The organism is Pseudaquabacterium inlustre (genome assembly GCF_038066595.1).
Taxonomy (GTDB): domain Bacteria; phylum Pseudomonadota; class Gammaproteobacteria; order Burkholderiales; family Burkholderiaceae_C; genus Pseudaquabacterium; species Pseudaquabacterium inlustre.
Genome location: NZ_JBBUTH010000011.1, coordinates 478,954 through 496,580 on the forward strand (window position 1 = coordinate 478,954; position 17,627 = coordinate 496,580).

At 72.7% G+C, this 17,627-nt stretch carries 17 protein-coding genes; 9 read left to right on the forward strand and 8 right to left on the reverse strand.

The annotated features are described in order from the left end of the window. Positions 1–19 precede the first annotated feature (19 nt). From secF to AACH10_RS24875, 4 genes are all read right to left on the reverse strand, one after another. Positions 20–1,075 carry a protein translocase subunit SecF gene (secF, locus tag AACH10_RS24860; protein ID WP_341413237.1) on the reverse strand — a complete coding sequence of 352 codons (1,056 nt, stop codon included), beginning with the start codon at positions 1,073–1,075 and terminating at the stop codon, positions 20–22. A gap of 25 nt (positions 1,076–1,100) precedes the next feature. Further along, a complete protein-coding gene (secD, locus tag AACH10_RS24865) occupies positions 1,101–3,014 on the reverse strand; it encodes a protein translocase subunit SecD (RefSeq protein WP_341413238.1) in 1,914 nt (637 codons plus the stop codon). Between the two features lie 139 nt (positions 3,015–3,153). After that, the gene (yajC, locus tag AACH10_RS24870; protein WP_341413239.1) at positions 3,154–3,480 is read right to left on the reverse strand and encodes a preprotein translocase subunit YajC; all 327 of its coding nucleotides are present in this window, start codon (positions 3,478–3,480) and stop codon (positions 3,154–3,156) included. A 167-nt stretch (positions 3,481–3,647) separates the two neighbouring features. Then, positions 3,648–4,610: a tetratricopeptide repeat protein gene (locus AACH10_RS24875; RefSeq protein WP_341413240.1), complete on the reverse strand. Its 963-nt coding sequence runs from the start codon at positions 4,608–4,610 to the stop codon at positions 3,648–3,650. Positions 4,611–4,759: 149 nt separating this feature from the next. Between AACH10_RS24875 and purE the strand changes: the two genes are divergently transcribed. From purE to AACH10_RS24915, 8 genes are all read left to right on the forward strand, one after another. Next, positions 4,760–5,227, forward strand: coding sequence for a 5-(carboxyamino)imidazole ribonucleotide mutase (gene purE / locus AACH10_RS24880; protein WP_341413301.1), 468 nt, complete (start codon positions 4,760–4,762; stop codon positions 5,225–5,227). Positions 5,228–5,268: 41 nt separating this feature from the next. After that, positions 5,269–6,396 carry a 5-(carboxyamino)imidazole ribonucleotide synthase gene (locus tag AACH10_RS24885; protein WP_423228664.1) on the forward strand — a complete coding sequence of 376 codons (1,128 nt, stop codon included), beginning with the start codon at positions 5,269–5,271 and terminating at the stop codon, positions 6,394–6,396. A 19-nt stretch (positions 6,397–6,415) separates the two neighbouring features. Further along, on the forward strand, positions 6,416–7,444 hold the full coding sequence (locus AACH10_RS24890) for an L-threonylcarbamoyladenylate synthase (protein ID WP_341413242.1): 1,029 nt from the start codon (positions 6,416–6,418) through the stop codon (positions 7,442–7,444). 19 nt (positions 7,445–7,463) lie between these two features. Then, on the forward strand, positions 7,464–8,468 hold the full coding sequence (locus AACH10_RS24895) for an SGNH/GDSL hydrolase family protein (RefSeq protein WP_341413243.1): 1,005 nt from the start codon (positions 7,464–7,466) through the stop codon (positions 8,466–8,468). Positions 8,469–8,487: 19 nt separating this feature from the next. Further along, positions 8,488–9,249, forward strand: a complete 762-nt coding sequence (gene tsaB / locus AACH10_RS24900) for a tRNA (adenosine(37)-N6)-threonylcarbamoyltransferase complex dimerization subunit type 1 TsaB (RefSeq protein WP_341413244.1) — start codon at positions 8,488–8,490, stop codon at positions 9,247–9,249. After that, positions 9,246–9,761, forward strand: a complete 516-nt coding sequence (gene rimI, locus AACH10_RS24905; protein WP_341413245.1) for a ribosomal protein S18-alanine N-acetyltransferase — start codon at positions 9,246–9,248, stop codon at positions 9,759–9,761. Before tsaB ends, rimI begins: the two co-directional genes overlap by 4 nt. Then, positions 9,748–10,629, forward strand: coding sequence for a uracil-DNA glycosylase (locus AACH10_RS24910; RefSeq protein WP_341413246.1), 882 nt, complete (start codon positions 9,748–9,750; stop codon positions 10,627–10,629). Before rimI ends, AACH10_RS24910 begins: the two co-directional genes overlap by 14 nt. A 113-nt stretch (positions 10,630–10,742) precedes the next feature. Further along, positions 10,743–13,220 (forward strand): diguanylate cyclase domain-containing protein, encoded by a 2,478-nt coding sequence (locus tag AACH10_RS24915; protein ID WP_341413247.1) that lies wholly within the window; start codon positions 10,743–10,745, stop codon positions 13,218–13,220. A gap of 33 nt (positions 13,221–13,253) precedes the next feature. Here AACH10_RS24915 and glmU read toward each other — a convergent pair whose 3' ends face one another. Further along, on the reverse strand, positions 13,254–14,630 hold the full coding sequence (gene glmU / locus AACH10_RS24920; RefSeq protein ID WP_341413248.1) for a bifunctional UDP-N-acetylglucosamine diphosphorylase/glucosamine-1-phosphate N-acetyltransferase GlmU: 1,377 nt from the start codon (positions 14,628–14,630) through the stop codon (positions 13,254–13,256). On the opposite strand from glmU, the gene AACH10_RS24925 reads away from it, so the two are divergent. Next, a complete protein-coding gene (locus tag AACH10_RS24925) occupies positions 14,629–15,552 on the forward strand; it encodes a DUF6279 family lipoprotein (RefSeq protein ID WP_341413249.1) in 924 nt (307 codons plus the stop codon). The two genes, glmU and AACH10_RS24925, sit on opposite strands and share 2 nt — an antisense overlap. Here AACH10_RS24925 and AACH10_RS24930 read toward each other — a convergent pair. The 3 genes from AACH10_RS24930 to AACH10_RS24940 form a co-directional block, all read right to left on the reverse strand. Beyond that, a complete protein-coding gene (locus AACH10_RS24930; protein ID WP_341413250.1) occupies positions 15,546–16,169 on the reverse strand; it encodes a DUF4136 domain-containing protein in 624 nt (207 codons plus the stop codon). The genes AACH10_RS24925 and AACH10_RS24930 overlap by 7 nt on opposite strands. Before the next feature lie 49 nt (positions 16,170–16,218). Continuing rightward, complete coding sequence (ttcA, locus tag AACH10_RS24935) at positions 16,219–17,094, reverse strand: tRNA 2-thiocytidine(32) synthetase TtcA (protein ID WP_423228665.1); 876 nt, start codon at positions 17,092–17,094, stop codon at positions 16,219–16,221. A gap of 107 nt (positions 17,095–17,201) precedes the next feature. Beyond that, positions 17,202–17,615, reverse strand: a complete 414-nt coding sequence (locus AACH10_RS24940; protein WP_341413251.1) for a dihydroneopterin aldolase — start codon at positions 17,613–17,615, stop codon at positions 17,202–17,204. Positions 17,616–17,627 lie beyond the last annotated feature (12 nt).

Below are 17,627 nucleotides of genomic sequence, written 5' to 3' on the forward strand. Positions count from 1 at the left end.
TCCCTACTCTATACCAGGACTAAACGACCGCCCCTGCATTCGGGTCGTTGGGGTCGTGTTCCTTGCCGGCCGCGCCCCCTCCCTTGCTGATGAGGTCTTCCCGCTTGACGCCCAGCCACATCGCGATGGCCGCCGCCACGAACACCGACGAGTAGATGCCGAAGCAGATGCCGATGGTCAGCGCCACCGCGAAGTAGTGCAGCGTGGGACCGCCGAACAGCAGCATGGCCAGCACCATGATCTGCGTGGAGCCGTGGGTGATGACCGTGCGGCTGATGGTGCTGGTGATGGCGTGGTCGATCACCTGCGGCGTGGTCAGCTTGCGGTACTTGCGGAAGGCCTCGCGGATCCGGTCGAAGATCACCACCGACTCGTTGACCGAGTAGCCCAGCACCGCCAGCACCGCCGCCAGCACCGCCAGCGAGAACTCCCACTGGAAGAAGGCGAAGAAGCCCAGGATGATGACCACGTCGTGCAGGTTGGCGATGATGCCGGCCACGCCGAACTTCCACTCGAAGCGGAAGGCCAGGTACAGCACGATGCCCACCACCACGAAGGCCAGCGCCTTCAGGCCGTCGGCGGCCAGTTCCGAGCCTACGGCCGGGCCGACGAACTCGGTGCGCGAGAGCTTCACCGGCTCGGTGCCGGCCGGCGTGGTGCAGGAGGGGCGGCTGACCTGTTCGCCCTGCGGCGTGGTGTAGGCCTTGGTGCCCACGCGGCCGCTCTCGGCCTGGCACAGCGCCTCGAAGGCGCGGGTGGCGGTGGCAGCCTGCTCGCCAGGCTTGGCCTCGCCGCGCACCGGCAGCCGCACCAGCACGTCGTGCGAGGTGCCGAAGTTCTGCACCTGCACCTCGCCGAGCTTCAGCGCCTCGATGGTGCCGCGCACCTTCTCGAGGTTGGCGGTCTGGGCGTACTCCACCTCGAGCACCGTGCCACCCTTGAACTCGATGGACAGGTGCAGGCCGCGGGTGACCAGGAAGAACACCGCGGCGGCGAAGGTGACGAAGCTGATGATGTTGAACACCAGCGCGTGCCGCATGAACGGGATGTCGCGGCGGATGCGGAAGAATTCCATGTGAGGGGTCCTCGTCGCGTTGCGGTCAGGCCTTGGGGGCGGCGTCGCCGTCGGCCGGCGTCACGGCCGAGCCCGGCACGGCGGCCGGCTTCCACACCTGGCCGATGGACACGCTCTTGAGCTTCTTCTGCCGGCCGTACCAGAGGTTGACCAGGCCGCGCGAGAACATCACCGCCGAGAACATGCTGGTCAGGATGCCCAGGCAGTGCACCACGGCGAAGCCGCGCACGAAGCCCGAGCCGAAGGCCAGCAGCGCCAGGCCGGCGATCAGCGTGGTGATGTTCGAGTCGAGGATGGTGGCGAAGGCGCGCTCGTAGCCGGCGTTGATCGCCGCCTGCGGCGAGGCGCCGTTGCGCAGTTCCTCGCGCACGCGCTCGTTGATCAGCACGTTGGCGTCGATGGCCATGCCCAGCGTCAGGGCGATGGCGGCGATGCCCGGCAGCGTCAGCGTGGCCTGCAGCATCGACAGCACGGCCACCAGCAGCAGCAGGTTGAAGCCCAGCGCCAGCGTGCTGAACACGCCGAACAGCAGGTAGTAGCCGCACATGAACACCGCAATGGCCGCGAAGCCGTAGGCCACGCTGGCAAAGCCCATCTTGATGTTCTCGGCGCCCAGCGTCGGGCCGATGGTGCGCTCCTCGATGATCTCCATCGGCGCGGCCAGCGAGCCGGCGCGCAGCAGCAGCGCGGTGTCGGTGGCCTCCTGGGTCGTCATGCGGCCCGAGATCTGCACGCGGCCGCCACCGATCTCGCTGCGGATCACCGGCGCGGTGACGACCTCGCCCTTGCCCTTCTCGAACAGCAGGATGGCCATGCGCTTGCCGACGTTCTCGCGCGTGACGTCGCGGAAGATGCGCGCGCCCTTGGCGTCGAGCGTCAGGTGCACGGCCGGCTCGCCGCTGGAGCCCGAATCGAAGCCCGGCTGGGCGTCGGTGAGGTTCTCGCCGGTCAGCACCACCTGGCGGAAGACGATGATCGGCGAGCCGTCGCGCTCGGCGTAGCGCTCGCTGCCGAAGGGCACCGGGCCGCTGCCGCGCAGGGCATCCAGCGCTTCGGTGCTGGTGTTGACCATGCGCACCTCCAGCGTGGCGGTGCGGCCGATGATGTCCTTGGCGCGGGCCGTGTCCTGCACGCCGGGCAACTGCACCACCACGCGGTCGGCGCCCTGCTGCTGGATCACCGGCTCGGAGGTGCCGAGCTCGTTGACTCGGTTGTGCAGCGTGGTGATGTTCTGCTTGATCGCCGCGTCCTGCACCGCCTTGGCGGCCTGGGGCTTCAGTTCGCCGGCGAGCTTGATGTCGGCCCCATCGGGGGTGGCGGTCCACTGCCAGTCGGCCAGCTGGTCGGTCAGCAGGTTCTGCGCCTGGGTGGCGGTGGCCGCGTCGCGGAAACGGATCGTGACCTGGTTGCCGTCGCGGGCGATGCCGGCATGGCGCACGTTCTTGTCGCGCAGCAGGGTGCGCGCGTCGCTGGCCACGCTGTCGGCCTTCTTGGTCAGCGCGGCCTTCATGTCCACCTGCATCAGGAAGTGCACGCCGCCGCGCAGGTCCAGGCCCAGGAACATGGGTTGCGCGTGCAGCGCGGCCAGCCAGGTGGGCGTGCGGCTCAGCAGGTTCAGCGCGACGATGTAGCCGGGGTTGGCGGCGTCGGGGTTCAGCGCCTTGGCGATCGCGTCCTTGGCCTTGATCTGGTCATCGGTGCTGCGAAAGCGGGCCTTGACCGACGTGCCGTCCAGCTGCACGAAGTCGGCCTTCAGGCCGGCGGCCTGGATCGCCTGCTCGACGCGCGGCACCAGGCCAGCGTCGACCTTCAGCGTGGCCTTGCCCGACGACACCTGCACCGCCGGCGCTTCGCCGAAGAAGTTGGGCAGGGTGTAGATCAGGCCGATCACCAGCGCCAGGGCCAGCAGGGCGTATTTCCACCAGGGGTAACGGTTCATCGTCGCGTTCCTCGACCCGGCGCCGGCCCCGGGGGTGTGGGGCATGGCGGGCGGCGGGCGGTTCACCCCGGGGGGCGGGGTGCCAGGCGGTGCCGGCGCGTGCCGCGCCGGTGCCGCAAAGACTGCTGTGGCTGGCGGCTTACTTGCCGTAGGTGCCCTTGGGCAGCACCTGCACCACGGCGCTGCGCTGCAGCTGCAGCTCGACGCCGCTGGCCACTTCCAGGCGCAGGTGGTTGTCGTCGAGCTTGGTCACGCGGCCCACCAGGCCGCCCGAGGTCACGACCTCGTCGCCCTTGGCCAGGGCCTCGATCATGGCCTTGTGTTCCTTCTGGCGCTTCATCTGCGGGCGGATCATCACGAAGTACAGCACCGCGAACATGCCGACCATGATGACCAGCTGCATGGTGCCGCCTTCGGCGCCACCGGCGGCCGGGGCGGTCTGGGCGAACGCTTCGGAAATGAACATGGGAAATTCCTAGGAGAAAGTGGATCCGCGCGGCGCGCGCTGCGCACCGCGCGGTCGGGCAAACCGCCCATTTTAGGTGCGGGTGATGACGCTGGACCCTGGGGGATCCACAAGGTTCAACGCAGGCCGCGCCGGCGCCGGGCGGCCCGGGTGCCGGGCGCGCCGGCTCAGAACAGCGCCATGCTGAGCTTGCGGCGGTACTGGTCGATCACCGGGTCGGACGGCGGCACGGCGGCCTTGCCGGTCAGCTCCAGCGTGCCCTTGGCCTTGCCGGCATCGGCGCCGGCTGCGCCCGGCGCGGCCTTGGGCACCGGCTTGGTCATCAGCTCGAGGATGGCCACGTAGGTCTTGCGCGCCAGCTCGTCGTTCCAGGCCTTGTCGCGCATGATGATCTCGAGCAGCGCGTCCATCGCGTCGGTGAAGCGGCCCACGGCCATCTGCAGCTGGGCCAGCTCGTAGCGGGCGTCGAAGTCGCGCCGGTTGGCCTCGATGGCGGCGGCCAGGGCCTGCGGCGGGCGGGCGGTGGGGGCCTTCTCGCAGGCGGCCAGCCACAGGCCCAGCGCGGCCAGGCGCGGCTCGAACTGCAGCTTGCCGGCCACCGGCTCGAAGGCCTGGCGCGCCATCGGCAGGTTGCCGGTCTCGATCAGCAGCTTGACGTAGTCGAAGCGCGCGGTGTCGTTGGCCGGGTCCACGGCCACCGCCTGCTGCAGCTTGGCGAGCGCGGCGTGCACGTCGCCCTCGGCTTCCAGCGCCTCGGCCTCGGCGGTCTCGGCCTCGGCTTCCGCTTCGGCGGCGCTGGGCACATGGCGGTCGAGGAACTCGCGGATCTGTGCCTCGGGCAGCGCGCCGACGAAACCGTCCACCGGCTGGCCTTGCGCGAACAGCACGCAGAACGGGATCGAGCGCACGCCGAAGGCCTGGCTCAGCTGGCCGGCGATCTCGGGCTGCTCGTCGCTGTTGAGCTTGGCCAGCTTGAAGCGGCCGCCGTAGGCCGTTTCCAGCTTTTCCAGGATGGGGCCCAGCGTGCGGCAGGGCTGGCACCAGGGCGCCCAGATGTCGAGCAGCACCGGCTGCTGCATCGAGGCCTGGATCAGCTCGGTTTCGAAGTTCTGGATCGTGATGTCACTCATGTCGGGCAGGCCCTGCAGGGAGTTTGGCGGTCGTGTGGCACGGGCAGATGCGGGCGGCCGCCTACAATTCAATGTTTTGCCGCCGCGCCCGAAAGAGAGTCGTCTTGTCTGACCTGCACCACAACCCCAGCGCCGTGATCGGCGTGCTGATGGGATCGTCCAGCGACTGGGACACGATGCGCGAGGCGGCCCGGATTCTCGCCGACTTCGGCGTGCCGCACGAATGCCGCGTGGTCTCGGCCCACCGCATGCCCGACGAGATGTTCGCCTACGCCGAGGCCGCGGCCGACCGCGGCCTGAAGGCCATCATCGCCGGCGCCGGCGGCGCGGCCCACCTGCCGGGCATGCTGGCCGCCAAGACCACCGTGCCGGTGCTGGGCGTGCCGGTGCAGAGCCGGGCGCTGTCGGGCGTCGATTCGCTGCACTCCATCGTGCAGATGCCCAAGGGCGTGCCGGTGGGCACCTTCGCCATCGGCGCGGCCGGTGCGGCCAATGCGGCGCTGTTCGCGGTGGCCATGCTGGCCACCGGCGATGCCGCGCTGCGCGCCAAGTTGGAAGCCTTCCGTGCGGCGCAGACCGCCGCCGCCCAGGCCATGACCGCGGAGCTGAAGCTGTGACGAATGCCAAGACCGTGCTGCCCGGCGCCACGCTGGGTGTGATGGGCGGCGGCCAGCTGGGCCGCATGTTCGTGCATGCGGCCCAGGCCATGGGCTACTTCACCGCCGTGCTCGATCCCGATCCGGCTTCGCCGGCCGGCCTGGTGGCGCACTACCACGTCGACACCGGCTACCTGGATGAGCAGGGCCTGGCGCAGCTGATGCAGCGCAGCGCCGCCATCACCACCGAGTTCGAGAACGTGCCCGCCGCCGCGCTGGTCACGCTCGGCGCGCACCGCCCGGTGGCGCCCGGCGCCGAGGCCGTGGCCGTCTGCCAGGACCGCGCCGAGGAGAAGGCGCTGTTCGTCCGCGCCGGTGTGCCCTGCGCACCGCATGCGCGCATCGAGACCGAGGCCGAGCTGGCCGCGGTGCCCGACTCGCTGCTGCCTGGCATCCTGAAAACCGCCCGCCTGGGCTATGACGGCAAGGGCCAGGTGCGCGTGGCCGACCGCGCCGCGCTGGCCGCTGCCTGGGGCCAGCTCAAGCAGGTGCCCTGCGTGCTGGAGGCCATGCTGCCGCTGGCGCTGGAGATCAGCGTGGTGGTGGCGCGCAGCGCCTTCGACGAGGTGGTGCAGCTGCCGGTGCAGCAGAACCTGCACCGCGACGGCATCCTGGCCGTCACCCAGGTGCCGGCGCCCGATGCCAGCCCCGCGCTGCAGCAGCAGGCCAGCGATTGCGCCGCCGCGCTGGCCCGCGCGCTGGGCTACGTGGGCGTGCTGTGCGTCGAGTTCTTCGTGCTGCAGGACGGCCGTCTGGTGGCCAACGAGATGGCGCCGCGCCCGCACAACTCGGGCCACTGGTCGATCGACGGCAGCGACGTCAGCCAGTTCGAGCTGCAGGTGCGCACGCTGACCGGCCTGCCGCTGGTGGCGCCGCGCCAGCACTCGCCGTCGGTGATGCTCAACCTGCTGGGCGACCTGTGGTTCCCCCAGGGCGCCAGCGCGGCCGAGGTCACGCCGCCGTGGGCGAAGGTGCTGGCGCTGCCCGGCGTGCACCTGCACCTGTACGGCAAGGCCAGCGCGCGGCCCGGCCGCAAGATGGGCCACCTGACCGTCACCGCCGCCAGCGCGGCCGAGGCCCGCGACGTGGCGCTGCAGGCCGCCGCGCTGCTGGGGCTGCCGGCGTTCTGAGCGCCGGCTGCACGCTGCCATGACCGTGCTGCGCGGCGACGATCCCGCGGCCCTGGCCGCCGCCGCCGAGCGCCTGGCCGCCGGCGAGCTGGTGGCCCTGCCCACCGAGACCGTGTACGGCCTGGGCGCGCGCGCCGACCAGGATGACGCGGTGGCCCGGATCTTCGCCGCCAAGGGCCGGCCGGCCGATCATCCGCTGATCGTGCACGTGGCCGATGCCGCGGGCGCGGCGCCGTTCGCGGCCGATCTGCCGCCGGCTGCGCAGCGCCTGATGGCCGCCTTCTGGCCCGGCCCGGTGACGGTGATCGTGCCGCGCCGCGAGGGCGTGGCCACGGCCTCGGCCGGCGGGCAGTCCAGCATCGGCCTGCGCTGTCCGGCGCACCCGGTGGCGCAGGCGCTGCTGCGTGCCGCGGCCGCGCGCGGCGTGCCGGGCGTGTCGGCGCCGAGTGCCAACCGCTTCGGCCGTGTCAGCCCCACCACCGCCGCGCATGTGGCCGACGAGTTCGGCCCCGACCTGCTGGTGCTCGACGGTGGCGACTGCGAGGTGGGCATCGAGTCGGCCATCGTCGACGTCAGCCGCGGCCGGCCGGTGCTGCTGCGCCCCGGCGTGCTGCCGCGCGAGGTGCTCGAGGCCGCACTCGGCGAGCCGCTGCACGCGCCCGATGCCGCGGCGCCGCGCGCGTCGGGCACGCTGGCCTCGCACTACGCGCCGCGCGCGCGGGTGCGCCTGTTCGACGCCGCCGGCCTGGCCACTGCGCTTTGCCGGGCCGATACATCGGTGCCGCCGTGGCCCGAAGGCGTGGCGGTATATTCGCGCCAGCCTGTGGCAGCGCCTGCCGGGCGCTGGCACGCCATGCCCGCCGAGCCGGTGGCCGCGGCGCATGAACTGTTCGCCGTGCTGCGGGCGCTGGATGTGCCGGCGGTGCGCGAGATCTGGATCGAGCAGCCGCCCGATCTACCCGCCTGGGAAGGCGTGCGCGACCGCCTGCGGCGCGCCGCCGCCGACCCCGGTGCCGAAGCCGGTGCGCCCGGCCCTGGCGCCCTCTGACGTTTCAATGGAATCCCCGATGAGTCTCTCGCCCGAACTGAACCGCCGTCTGCCGCGTTGGCTGGCCCCGCTGGGTGCCCTGGCGGCCGCGGTGCTGATGGCCAGTTGCGGCGGCGGCACCTCGCAGGTGCAGGCCTTCAAGCCCGACCGCGTGGTGGTGCTGGGTGACGAGACCAGCCTGATCGCCGATGCCACCGATGCCGAGGGCAAGCACGACGGCTTCAAGTACACGATCAACGACCGCACCTCCACCAGCACCGGCAAGTGCACCGCGCTGCCCACCTTCGCGCAGGCGGTGGCCAACCTGTACGGCTTCGCGTTCAAGGAGTGCAACCCGAACAGCGCCACGGTCAAGGCCGTCACCTACGCCGCCGAGAACGCCACGGTGGGCGACATCGCCATCGGCCTGGAGCAGCAGGCGGCCACGGCCTCGCTGGGCAGCAAGGACATGGTCACCGTGATGATCGGCCTGCACGACGTGATCGAGGTCTACGAGAAGGTCAAGAACGGCACCTGGAGCGAGAGCACCGCGATCACCGAGATCAAGGCGCGTGGCCGCAAGGCCGCCAGCGTGATGAACAACGTGATCCTGAAGTCGGGCGCGCGTGCGCTGCTGTTCACCATCCCCGACCTGGGCTTGTCGCCGTACGCCGTCACCGAGCAGCTGTCGCGCTCGAACGCCAAGGCCCTGCTGTCGCAGCTGACCTACGACTACAACGCCGAGATGCGCGCCGGCATCGACGCCACCGCCTACGACGGCCGCAACTACGGCCTGGTGCTGGTCGACGACCTGGTGTCGGCCGTCTACAAGGCGCCCACCGCCTACCTGGCCTCGCCGGCCTCGCCCGACGTGGCCGCCTGCGACAAGACCCAGGTCACGGCGCCGCAGTGCACCACCGCCACGCTGGTCTCGGGCGCGTCGAGCACCAGCCACCTGTGGGCCGACGACATCCATCTCGGCCCGCAGGCGCACAGCCTGATCGGCAGCCAGGCGCAGACGCGCGCGCTGAACAACCCGTTCTGACCGCCCGGGCCGCCCGGTCGTGACCGCCCGTCTGCTGGCGCTGGACACCGCCACCGAGTGGCTGGCCGCCGGCCTGCGCACGCCGCACGGCCGCTGGCTGCGCCACGAATCCGGCGGCGCCCAGGCGTCGGCGCGCCTGGTGCCGGTGCTGCAGCAGCTGCTGCAGCAGGGCGGCGAATCGCTGGGCGCGCTGGACGCCATCGCCTTCGGCGTCGGGCCCGGCGCCTTCACCGGGCTGCGCACGGCCTGTGCCGTGGCCCAGGGCCTGGGCTTCGGCGCCGGCCTGCCGCTGCTGCCGATCGACAGCCTGCTGCTGGTGGCCGAGGCCGCGCGCGCCACGCAGGCCGATGGCGGCGCCGGGGCCTGGTGGGTGGCGGTGGATGCGCGCATGGACGAGGTCTACGCGGCCGAGTACCGCCACGACGCCGGCACCGGCTGGCACACCGTGACGCCGCCGGCGCTGTACACGCTGGCCGCGCTGGCCGCGCGCTGGGAGGCCGCCGCGCCGGTCCGCGTGGCCGGCAATGCGCCGCGTGTCTTCGGCGCGCGCCTGCCGCTGCAGGGCGTGCGCTGCATCGAGCCGGTCGAGGCGCCGGGTGAGATGGCTGAGACGTGTGAAGGCGGCCGTGCCGCCGCGCTGCTGACCCTGGCCGAGGCGGCCTGGGCGCGTGGCGACGCCATCGCCGCCGACCAGGCCCTGCCGCTGTACCTGCGCGACAAGGTGGCGCTGACCACCGAGGAGCGCCTGCGCCAGCGCGCCGCCGCGGAGCCGCGGGGATGAGCGCGCAGCTGCGCCCGGGCGCCGACGCGGCGCCCGTGCACCGGGCCATGCAGGTGATGGATCTCGACCGCGTGATGGCCGTCGAGGCCAGCGCCTACAGCCACCCGTGGACGCGCGGCAACTTCATCGACTCGCTGGCCGCCGGCTACGACGCCGAGTTGCGCCTGGGCGAGGGCCAGGCCCTGATCGGCTACTGCGTGGCCATGCGCGGCGTGGGCGAGACGCACCTGCTCAACATCACCGTGGCGCCGGTCTGGCAGCGGCGGGGCCATGCCCGTGCGCTGCTGGCGCGGCTGGTGGCGCAGTGCCGCGCGCGCGCCGACGAGGCGCTGTGGCTCGAGGTGCGCCAGAGCAATGCGCCGGCCCGTGCGCTGTATGCCGCGCTCGGCTTCGACGAGGTGGGGCTGCGCCGCGGCTACTACCCGGCCGACCGCGGCCGCGAGGACGCGGTGGTGATGCGCCTGGGCCTGCAGGGCGGCGCCCATGAAGGAGACGGCCATGCGCTGGGATGAGCGCCAGCAGGCGATGCTGCGCACGCTGGGCCTGCGCCTGTGGCTGCCGCCGGACGATGCGGTTGCGCCGTCGCCCGAGGCCGAGGCACCGGCCGCTGCCGCCGCCGCAGCCCCCGCGCAGGACGTGACGGTGGCCGAGCGACCGCCGGCCGCCGTGGCGCCGGCGCCGCAGCCGGCACCGGCCCCCGTGGTCCAGGCGGCTGTCACCGCCCCCAGTCCGCGGCCTGTGGCGGTGCAGGTGCCGGTGTCGGTGCCGGTGCGTGCCGCCGACACCGGCCCGGTGTCGCAGATGGACTGGCCGGCGCTGCGCGCGGCCGTGGACGGCTGCCAGGCCTGCGGCCTGGGCCGCACGCGGCGCAACACCGTGTTCGGCGTGGGCCACATGCAGGCGCACCTGATGGCCGTGGGCGAGGCGCCGGGCGAACAGGAAGACCGCGAGGGCGAGCCCTTCGTCGGCGCTGCCGGCCAGCTGCTCGACCGCATGCTGGCGGCCCTGGGCCTCACGCGCGAGGCCGCCGAGCCCGCGCGCCAGGTGTTCATCGCCAACACGCTGAAGTGCCGGCCCCCGCACAACCGCAACCCGCAGCCCGACGAGCTGGCGCAGTGCCAGCCCTTCCTCGAGCGTCAGGTGGCCCTGGTGCAGCCGCGCGTGATCCTGGCCATGGGCCGCTTCGCCGTGCAGTCGCTGCTGGGCACCGATGCGCCGATCGGCCGCCTGCGCGGCACCGTGCACCAGTGGCAGGGCCGGCCGCTCATCGTCACCTACCACCCGGCTTACCTGCTGCGGCAGCCGGCCGACAAGGCGCGCGCCTGGGACGACCTGTGCCTGGCCGCCAGCTGCCTGGACGCCGCCGCCCGCCCGGCCTGAAGCCAGGATCCCTCCCGGGTGTCAAGCCCGCGACCTGAGCGCCTGCGGGGCCGCCCCGCCGATATCATGCCCGCCGGCCGCTCCGGCAAGGCGCGGCTGGAGGAGCCCCGAACTTGCATCGCGACACCGGTCCGCAGCACCCCCCCGGTCCGCCACCGCCGCCCGACCTGGGCTGGCCCGACGTTCCGCTGCCCGCGCTGGCCCTGGATGGCCAGGGCCGGGCGCTGGCGGTCAATGCGGCGCTGGCCGAGCGCGCCGGCCTGCCGCGCGAGGCCTTGCTGGCCGAAGGCTGGTGGCAGCTGCTGGCGCCCGAGGCGCTGCCACCGCTGCGCGCAGCACTGCGCCCTGGCCAGCAGGCCGTGCTGCAGCTGCCGCTGGCGCCACCGGCCGGTGGCCGCGCGATGCTGGAGCCCACCGAGCCGGTGACGCTGATGCTGGGCTGGCAGCGCACCACCGGCCTGCACCTGGCGGTGATGGGCACGGTGAGCGGGTTGTGGCGCACGCTGGCCGCCGAGCAGTCGCGCAGCCGCGTGCAGCAGCGCCTGGGCGACATGCTGCCGGTGATGATCGCCTACTACGGTGGCGCCGAGCGCGTGTGCCGCTATGCCAACCAGGCCTACGCCAGCTTCTACGGCTTCGACACCCAGGCCATCGTGGGCCGCAGCCTGCGCGAGGTGCTGGGCGACGACGGGGTGCGCGATGTGCAGCCCGAGGTGCAGGCCATGCTGCAGCAGCGGCGCACCGTGTCCTACACCCGCGCCTGGGCACCGGCCGACGGCGGTCCGCGGCGCTGGGTGGACGTGAACCTGATCCCGCATGTGGCCGAGCCCGGACCGCGTGGCGACGGCCCGACGCTGGGCGCCTTCGTGCTGGTGAGCGATGTCTCGCGCTTCATCGACACCGAGCGGGCGCTGCGCGAGAGCGAGGAGCGGCTGCGCAAGTTCATGGACGCCAGCGTGGAGGGCATCGCCTTCCACCGCGACGGCGTGATCACCGACGTGAACGCGCCGATGGCGGCGCTGGTGGGCCATGCGCGCGAGGCGCTGATCGGCCAGCCGGTGATGCGCTTCATCGCCCCCGACCACGTGGCCCGCGTGGGCGCCGGCCTGGCGCGGCTGAGCGAGCTGCCCTACGAGGCGGCCTGCCTGCATGCCGACGGCCACGAGGTGCCGATCGAGATCATCGCGCGGGCCATCGAGCACGAGGGCCAGCCGCTGCGCATGGTGGTGGTGCGTGACATCCGCGACCGCCAGGCCGCGCGGGCGCGCATGCAGCACCTGGCCGAGCACGATGCGCTGACCGGCCTGCGCAACCGCGGTGCCTTCATGGCGGCCCTGCAGGCGGCCATCGAGCACCCGCCGGTGCCGGGGGGCTGCCAGGCGCTGCTGTTCGTCGACCTGGACCACTTCAAGCGCATCAACGACGCGCTGGGCCATCTGGCCGGCGACGCGCTGCTGCGCGCCGTGGCCGAGCGCCTGCGGGGCGCGCTGCCGCCCGGCGCGGTGGCCGGGCGCTTCGGTGGCGACGAGTTCGTGATCCTGCTGCCCCAGGTGGCGGACGCCGACGCGGCACGCGCCGCCGCCCAGCAGCTGCAGGCCGCGATGGGCGCGCCGGTGCACTGGGGCGGCCGCAGCATGGCGGTCACCCCCACCATCGGCGTGGCCCTGCACCCGGCCGACGGCGACAGCGCCGATGCGCTGCTGCGCCATGCCGATGCCGCGCTGTACGCCGGCAAGGCGGCCGGTCGCGCGACGGTCATGCTGTTCCAGCCGGCCATGGCGGCGGCCATCGAGGCCGGCCTGCAGCTCGAGGCGCGCATCGCGCAGGGCCTGCGCCAGGGCGAGTTCGACTGGCGGCTGCAGCCGCGCTGCGCGCTGGCCGATGGCCGCCTGCGTGGCCTGCAGGCGCAGCTGCACTGGCACCACCCCGCGCGCGGCAGCCTGGCGCTGGCCGAGTTCGCGCCCGCCGCCGCACAGGCCGGCCTGCTGCAGCCGCTGCTGGACTGGGCGCTGGCCGGGGCCCTGCACCTGCTGGCCGACTGGTCGGCGCTGCAGCTGGGCGTGCCGCTGTGCCTGGCGCTGGGCGGCCTGGCACAGCGCGCCGCGGGCCTGGCGGAGCGTGTCGAGCGCGCGCTCGACGCCGCGCCCTGCGGCGGGCGCAGCGCCGCCGGCCGCCTGGCGCTGGAGTTCGACGCCGCGCTGCTCGCCGACGATGCGGGCCTGGTGACCGACCTGCTGCAGCGCCTGCAGGCGCGCGGCGTGGCCGTGTGGCTGGCCGGTGTGGGCGCGGGGGCGCTGCCACTGGGGCTGCTGCGCTCGGCCACGGCCGGCGCCGGGCCGCTGGCCGGTCTGGTGCTCGACCCGGGCCTGGCCGCGGTGCCGGCCGGCTCGGCGGTGGACCTGGCCGTGCTGCGCAGCCTGGTGGCGCTGGCCGGCGGCCTGGGGCTGGCGCTGTGCGCCCCCGGCGTGGCCGGCAGCGCGCAATGGCAGGCCTTGCAGGAGGCCGGCTGCGAGCAGGCCCAGGGGCCGTGGGTGGCCGCGGCGATGACCCCGGCCGAGGCCACGGCCTGGCTGGCCACGCAGCGGCCCTGAGGCGCGCGCCGCGCGCCGGCCGGCCCGTGGGGCTTACTTCCTGGCCTTGACCGGCCGCGTCCAGCCGCTCAGCGACACCTGCTTGGCGCGCGCCACCGTCAGCTGGCCCTCGGGCGTGTTCTTGGCCACCGTGCTGCCGCCGCCGATGGTGCCGCCGGCGCCGATGCTCACCGGCGCGATCAGCACGCAGTTGCTGCCCACATGCACGTCGTCGCCGATCACGGTGCGGTGCTTGTTGGCGCCGTCGTAGTTGGCGGTGATGCTGCCGGCGCCGTAGTTCACGCGCGCGCCCACGATGGCGTCGCCCAGGTAGGCCAGGTGGTTGGCTTTGGAGCCCTTGGCCAGCGTGCTGTTCTTCACCTCGACGAAGTTGCCGATGTGCACCTCTTCGGCCAGCTCGGCGCCGGGGCGCAGGCGGGCGTAGGGGCCGATCAGCGCGCCGGCGCCCACCTTGGCGCCCTCGATGTGCGTGAACGGGTGGATCACCGCGCCGCTGGCGATCTCGGCGTCGCGGATCACGCAGTGCGCGCCGATGCTCACGTTGTCGCCCAGCGTCACGCGGCCCTCGAACACGCAGCCGACGTCGATCTCGCAGTCCTGACCGTGGGCGAGGCTGCCGCGCAGGTCGAAGCGCGCGGGGTCGGCCAGGCGCACGCCGGCCTCCAGCAGGCCTTCCGCCAGGCGCTTCTGCAGGCGGCGCTCCAGGTCGGCCAGCTGCAGCGGGCTGTTGACGCCCAGCACCTCGGTTTCATCGGGCGCATGGCTGGCCACCACCGGCACGCCCTCGGCCACCGCCATCGCGACGATGTCGGTCAGGTAGTACTCCTTCTGCGCGTTGTCGTTGGTCAGCGCCATCACCCACTTCTTCAGCAGCGCGGTGGGCGCGGCCATCATGCCGGTGTAGACCTCGCGGATCTCGCGCTGGGCCGGCGTGGCGTCCTTGTGCTCGACGATGCCCAGCACGCGGCCGCCGTGGCCGTCACCCGAACGCATGATGCGGCCGTAGCCGGTGGCATCGGCCAGCTCGATGGTCAGCAGCGCCAGCTGGCGGCCGTCGCAGGCCTCGGCCAGCGCGCGCGCAGTGCCGGCGGCGATCAGCGGCACGTCGCCGTTCAGGATCAGCGTGGTGCCCTCGTCGCCCAGGTGCGGCACCACCTGCTGGATGGCATGGCCCGTGCCCAGTTGCGGCATCTGGCGCACCGGCAGCACGCCGCGCGGGGCAATGGCAGACTCGACCTCATCGGCGCCATGGCCGGTGATCACCAGCGTGCGGTCGGCGCCCAGCGACTGCGTGGTGTCGAGCACATGCGCCAGCAGCGCGCGGCCGGCCAGCTTGTGCAGCACCTTGGGCAGGCGGGATTTCATGCGGGTGCCTTTGCCCGCCGCCATGATCACGATGTCGAGTGCCATGAGGATGCGTGTGCTGTTGCCGTGGAAACCGCGAATTATCGGCCGCCTGCGTGGCGCGCTGCTGACGGTGTGCGTGCTGGGGCTCACGGCCTGCAGCGCCGTGCGCCTGGGCTACGACCAGGGCCCCACGCTGGCCTGGTGGTGGCTGGACCGGCAGCTGGACTTCTCCAGCGCGCAGAAGCCGCGCGTGCAGGCGGCGCTGGACGACTGGTTCGCCTGGCACCGTGCCACCCAGCTGCCGGCCTATGCCGACGAGCTGGCGCAGTTGCAGCGCCTGAAGACCGAGCGGCTGGCGCCGGCCCAGGTCTGCACGCTGTTCGCCGGCTGGCAGCAGCGGCTGCGCACGGCCGCCACCCAGGCCCTGCCGGCCGCGGCCGAGATCGTGCGCACGCTCACCCCGGCCCAGCTGGAGCACCTGGAGCGCCACCAGGCCGAGGTGCTGGACGACGCCGCGCGCCAGTTCCTGAAGCCCGGCAGCACCGAGGCCGAGCGGCGCCAGGCACTGATCGACCGCGAGACCGAGCGCTTCGAGTCGCTGTACGGCACGCTGCAGGACGCACAGCGCCGCCGGCTGGCCGAGGCGCTGGTGGCCTCGCCCTTCGATGCCGAGCGCTGGCTGGCCGAGCGCCGCGCGCGCAGCGCCGATCTGCTGCGCGCCCTGCGCCAATGGCAGGCCGAGCGCGCCGACGCCGCCACGGTGCAGGCCGGGCTGCAGCGCCTGGCCGATGAACTGCTGGCCTCGCCGCGGCCGGCCTACCGCGAGCAGCAGCGCCGCGTCACCGAAGCCAACTGCGCCATCGTGGCCGAACTGCACAACAGCGCCACGCCGGCCCAGCGCCAGCGCGCGGCCGAGCGGCTGAAGCGCTGGGAGGAGGATGCGCGGGCGCTGGCGGCGGCTCCGCGGGGCCGGGTGCCTCAGTAATTCACGCGGACGGTGCGGGGATTCGGCCCTGCGGCCGGAAAGTCCATCAGCGCGGCCGCGAACAGCGGGCCCAGCAGGCTGCGCGCATCGCTGCCCCAGCCCTCGCTGCTGGCGCGGGCCTCGTACAGCGGTTTGCCGCTGGCGCGCTCGCGGATCAGCAGCGCCACCTCGCGGTCGTAGCGCGGGTTGTCGTAGCGCGGCGGCAGCGCCCAGTACGGGCCGCGCCAGGGATGCAGGCGCCAGGGGCCGAAGCCGCCGTGCCACCACAGCGGATCGTCCCAGGGCGAGCGGTCGGTGCGGCTGACCCGTGCGCCCAGCTGCACGATCAGGTCGGGCTCGGCGCCGGCCGCCACCGGCGTGAAGCCGGCCCGCGCCAGCGCAGCGGCGGCGGCCTCCTCCAGCTTCTGCTGCGTGTCGGCCTGCGGGGGCTGCTGCTGCGAGGGCAGGCGCTCGAAGGCGTAGCTGCCGCGGCGACCGGCGTCGCGCGCGGCCGGCCATTCGCCAAAGCTGCTGACCTCGACCGACAGCTGCTGCAGCGTGGCGCAGCCGCCGAGCAGCGCGCCGGCGCCGCCCAGGGCGCCGAGGGTGGCCAGCGAAATCAGGTGTCGTCGTTGCATCGTGAACTCCTTCGAAGGCCGCGACGCCCGGTGCGTGAACGACCGCGGATCAGTCGCGCAGGATGCGGATCGTCTGCGCCTTGGGTGTACCGCAGTCGTCGGCGGCCTCGTCATGATCATCGTCATGGTCGAAGGCCTTGTCGCCGGTCGGGTCGGGCGTGCCGGTGGGCTGGATCGACGTGAACGGGTAAAGGTTGCGGTCCATCATGTGCGACGGCGTGATGTGGCCCATCGCGCGCAGCATGTTGTCGCTGCGGCCGGGGTACTGCTTCTCCCACTCGCGCAGCTGGGCCTTGATGTTGGCGCGCTGCAGGTTCTCCTGGCTGCCGCACAGGCTGCACGGGATGATCGGGTACTGGCGGTGCACGGCCCAGGTTTCCAGATCGGTCTCGGCCACGTAGGCCAGCGGGCGGATCACGGTGTGGCGGCCGTCGTCGCTCACCAGCTTGGCCGGCATGCCCTTCAGGCGGCCGCCGAAGAACATGTTCATCATCATCGTGACGATGATGTCGTCGCGGTGGTGGCCCAGCGCGATCTTGGTGGCCCCCAGCTCGCCCGCCACCCGGTACAGGATGCCGCGGCGCAGCCGCGAGCACAAGCTGCACATCGTGGCGCCTTCCGGGATGTGCTTCTTGACGATGCTGTAGGTGTCCTGGTTCTCGATGTGGAAGGGCGCCCCCACCTTGGCCAGGTACTCGGGCAGGATGTGTGCCGGAAAGCCCGGCTGCTTCTGGTCGAGGTTGACCGCCACCAGGTCGAACTTCACTGGCGCGCGCTCGCGCAGGTTCATCAGGATGTCGAGCAGGGCGTAGCTGTCCTTGCCGCCCGACAGGCAGACCATGATCTTGTCGCCGTCCTCGATCATGTTGAAGTCGGTGACGGCCTCGCCGACCTGGCGGTGCAGGCGCTTGCTCAGCTTGTTCATCTCGAAGGCGTGCTTCTTCGCCTTCTTGGCGGCCAGCGCGGCGTCGTCCAGCGGGGCGCCAGCGCCGCCGGCCGCGTCTTGCAGTTCGGGCAGGGTCATGTCGTTCATCACACGGCCTCCTTCAGGCCGAACTCCTTCATGCCAAACACCTCGCAGCCCACGGCGTCGCAGTCGGGGTACACGTCGGGCTTCTCGGTGGCCACGCGGGCGGCGCGCACCTTGGGGTGGGCCAGCATCGCGCGCAGCACGTCGTCGGCCAGGGTTTCCTGCAGGTGGATGTGGCCCTGCGACACGCGCTCGGCAATGCTGCGGCGGATGAAGTCGTAGTCCAGCACCTCGTCCAGGCGGTCGTGCTGCGGCGTGCTGTCCGCCAGCGGCACATACAGGTCGACGTTGATGACCACGCGCTGCTCGCCCTTCTTCTCGAAGTCGTGCACGCCGATGTTGATCCACACCTCGTAGTTGCGCAGAAAGAGGCGCCGGCAGTCCATCAGGCTGGGGTTGCTGAGCAGGCTTTGCATGGTGTCGGGCCT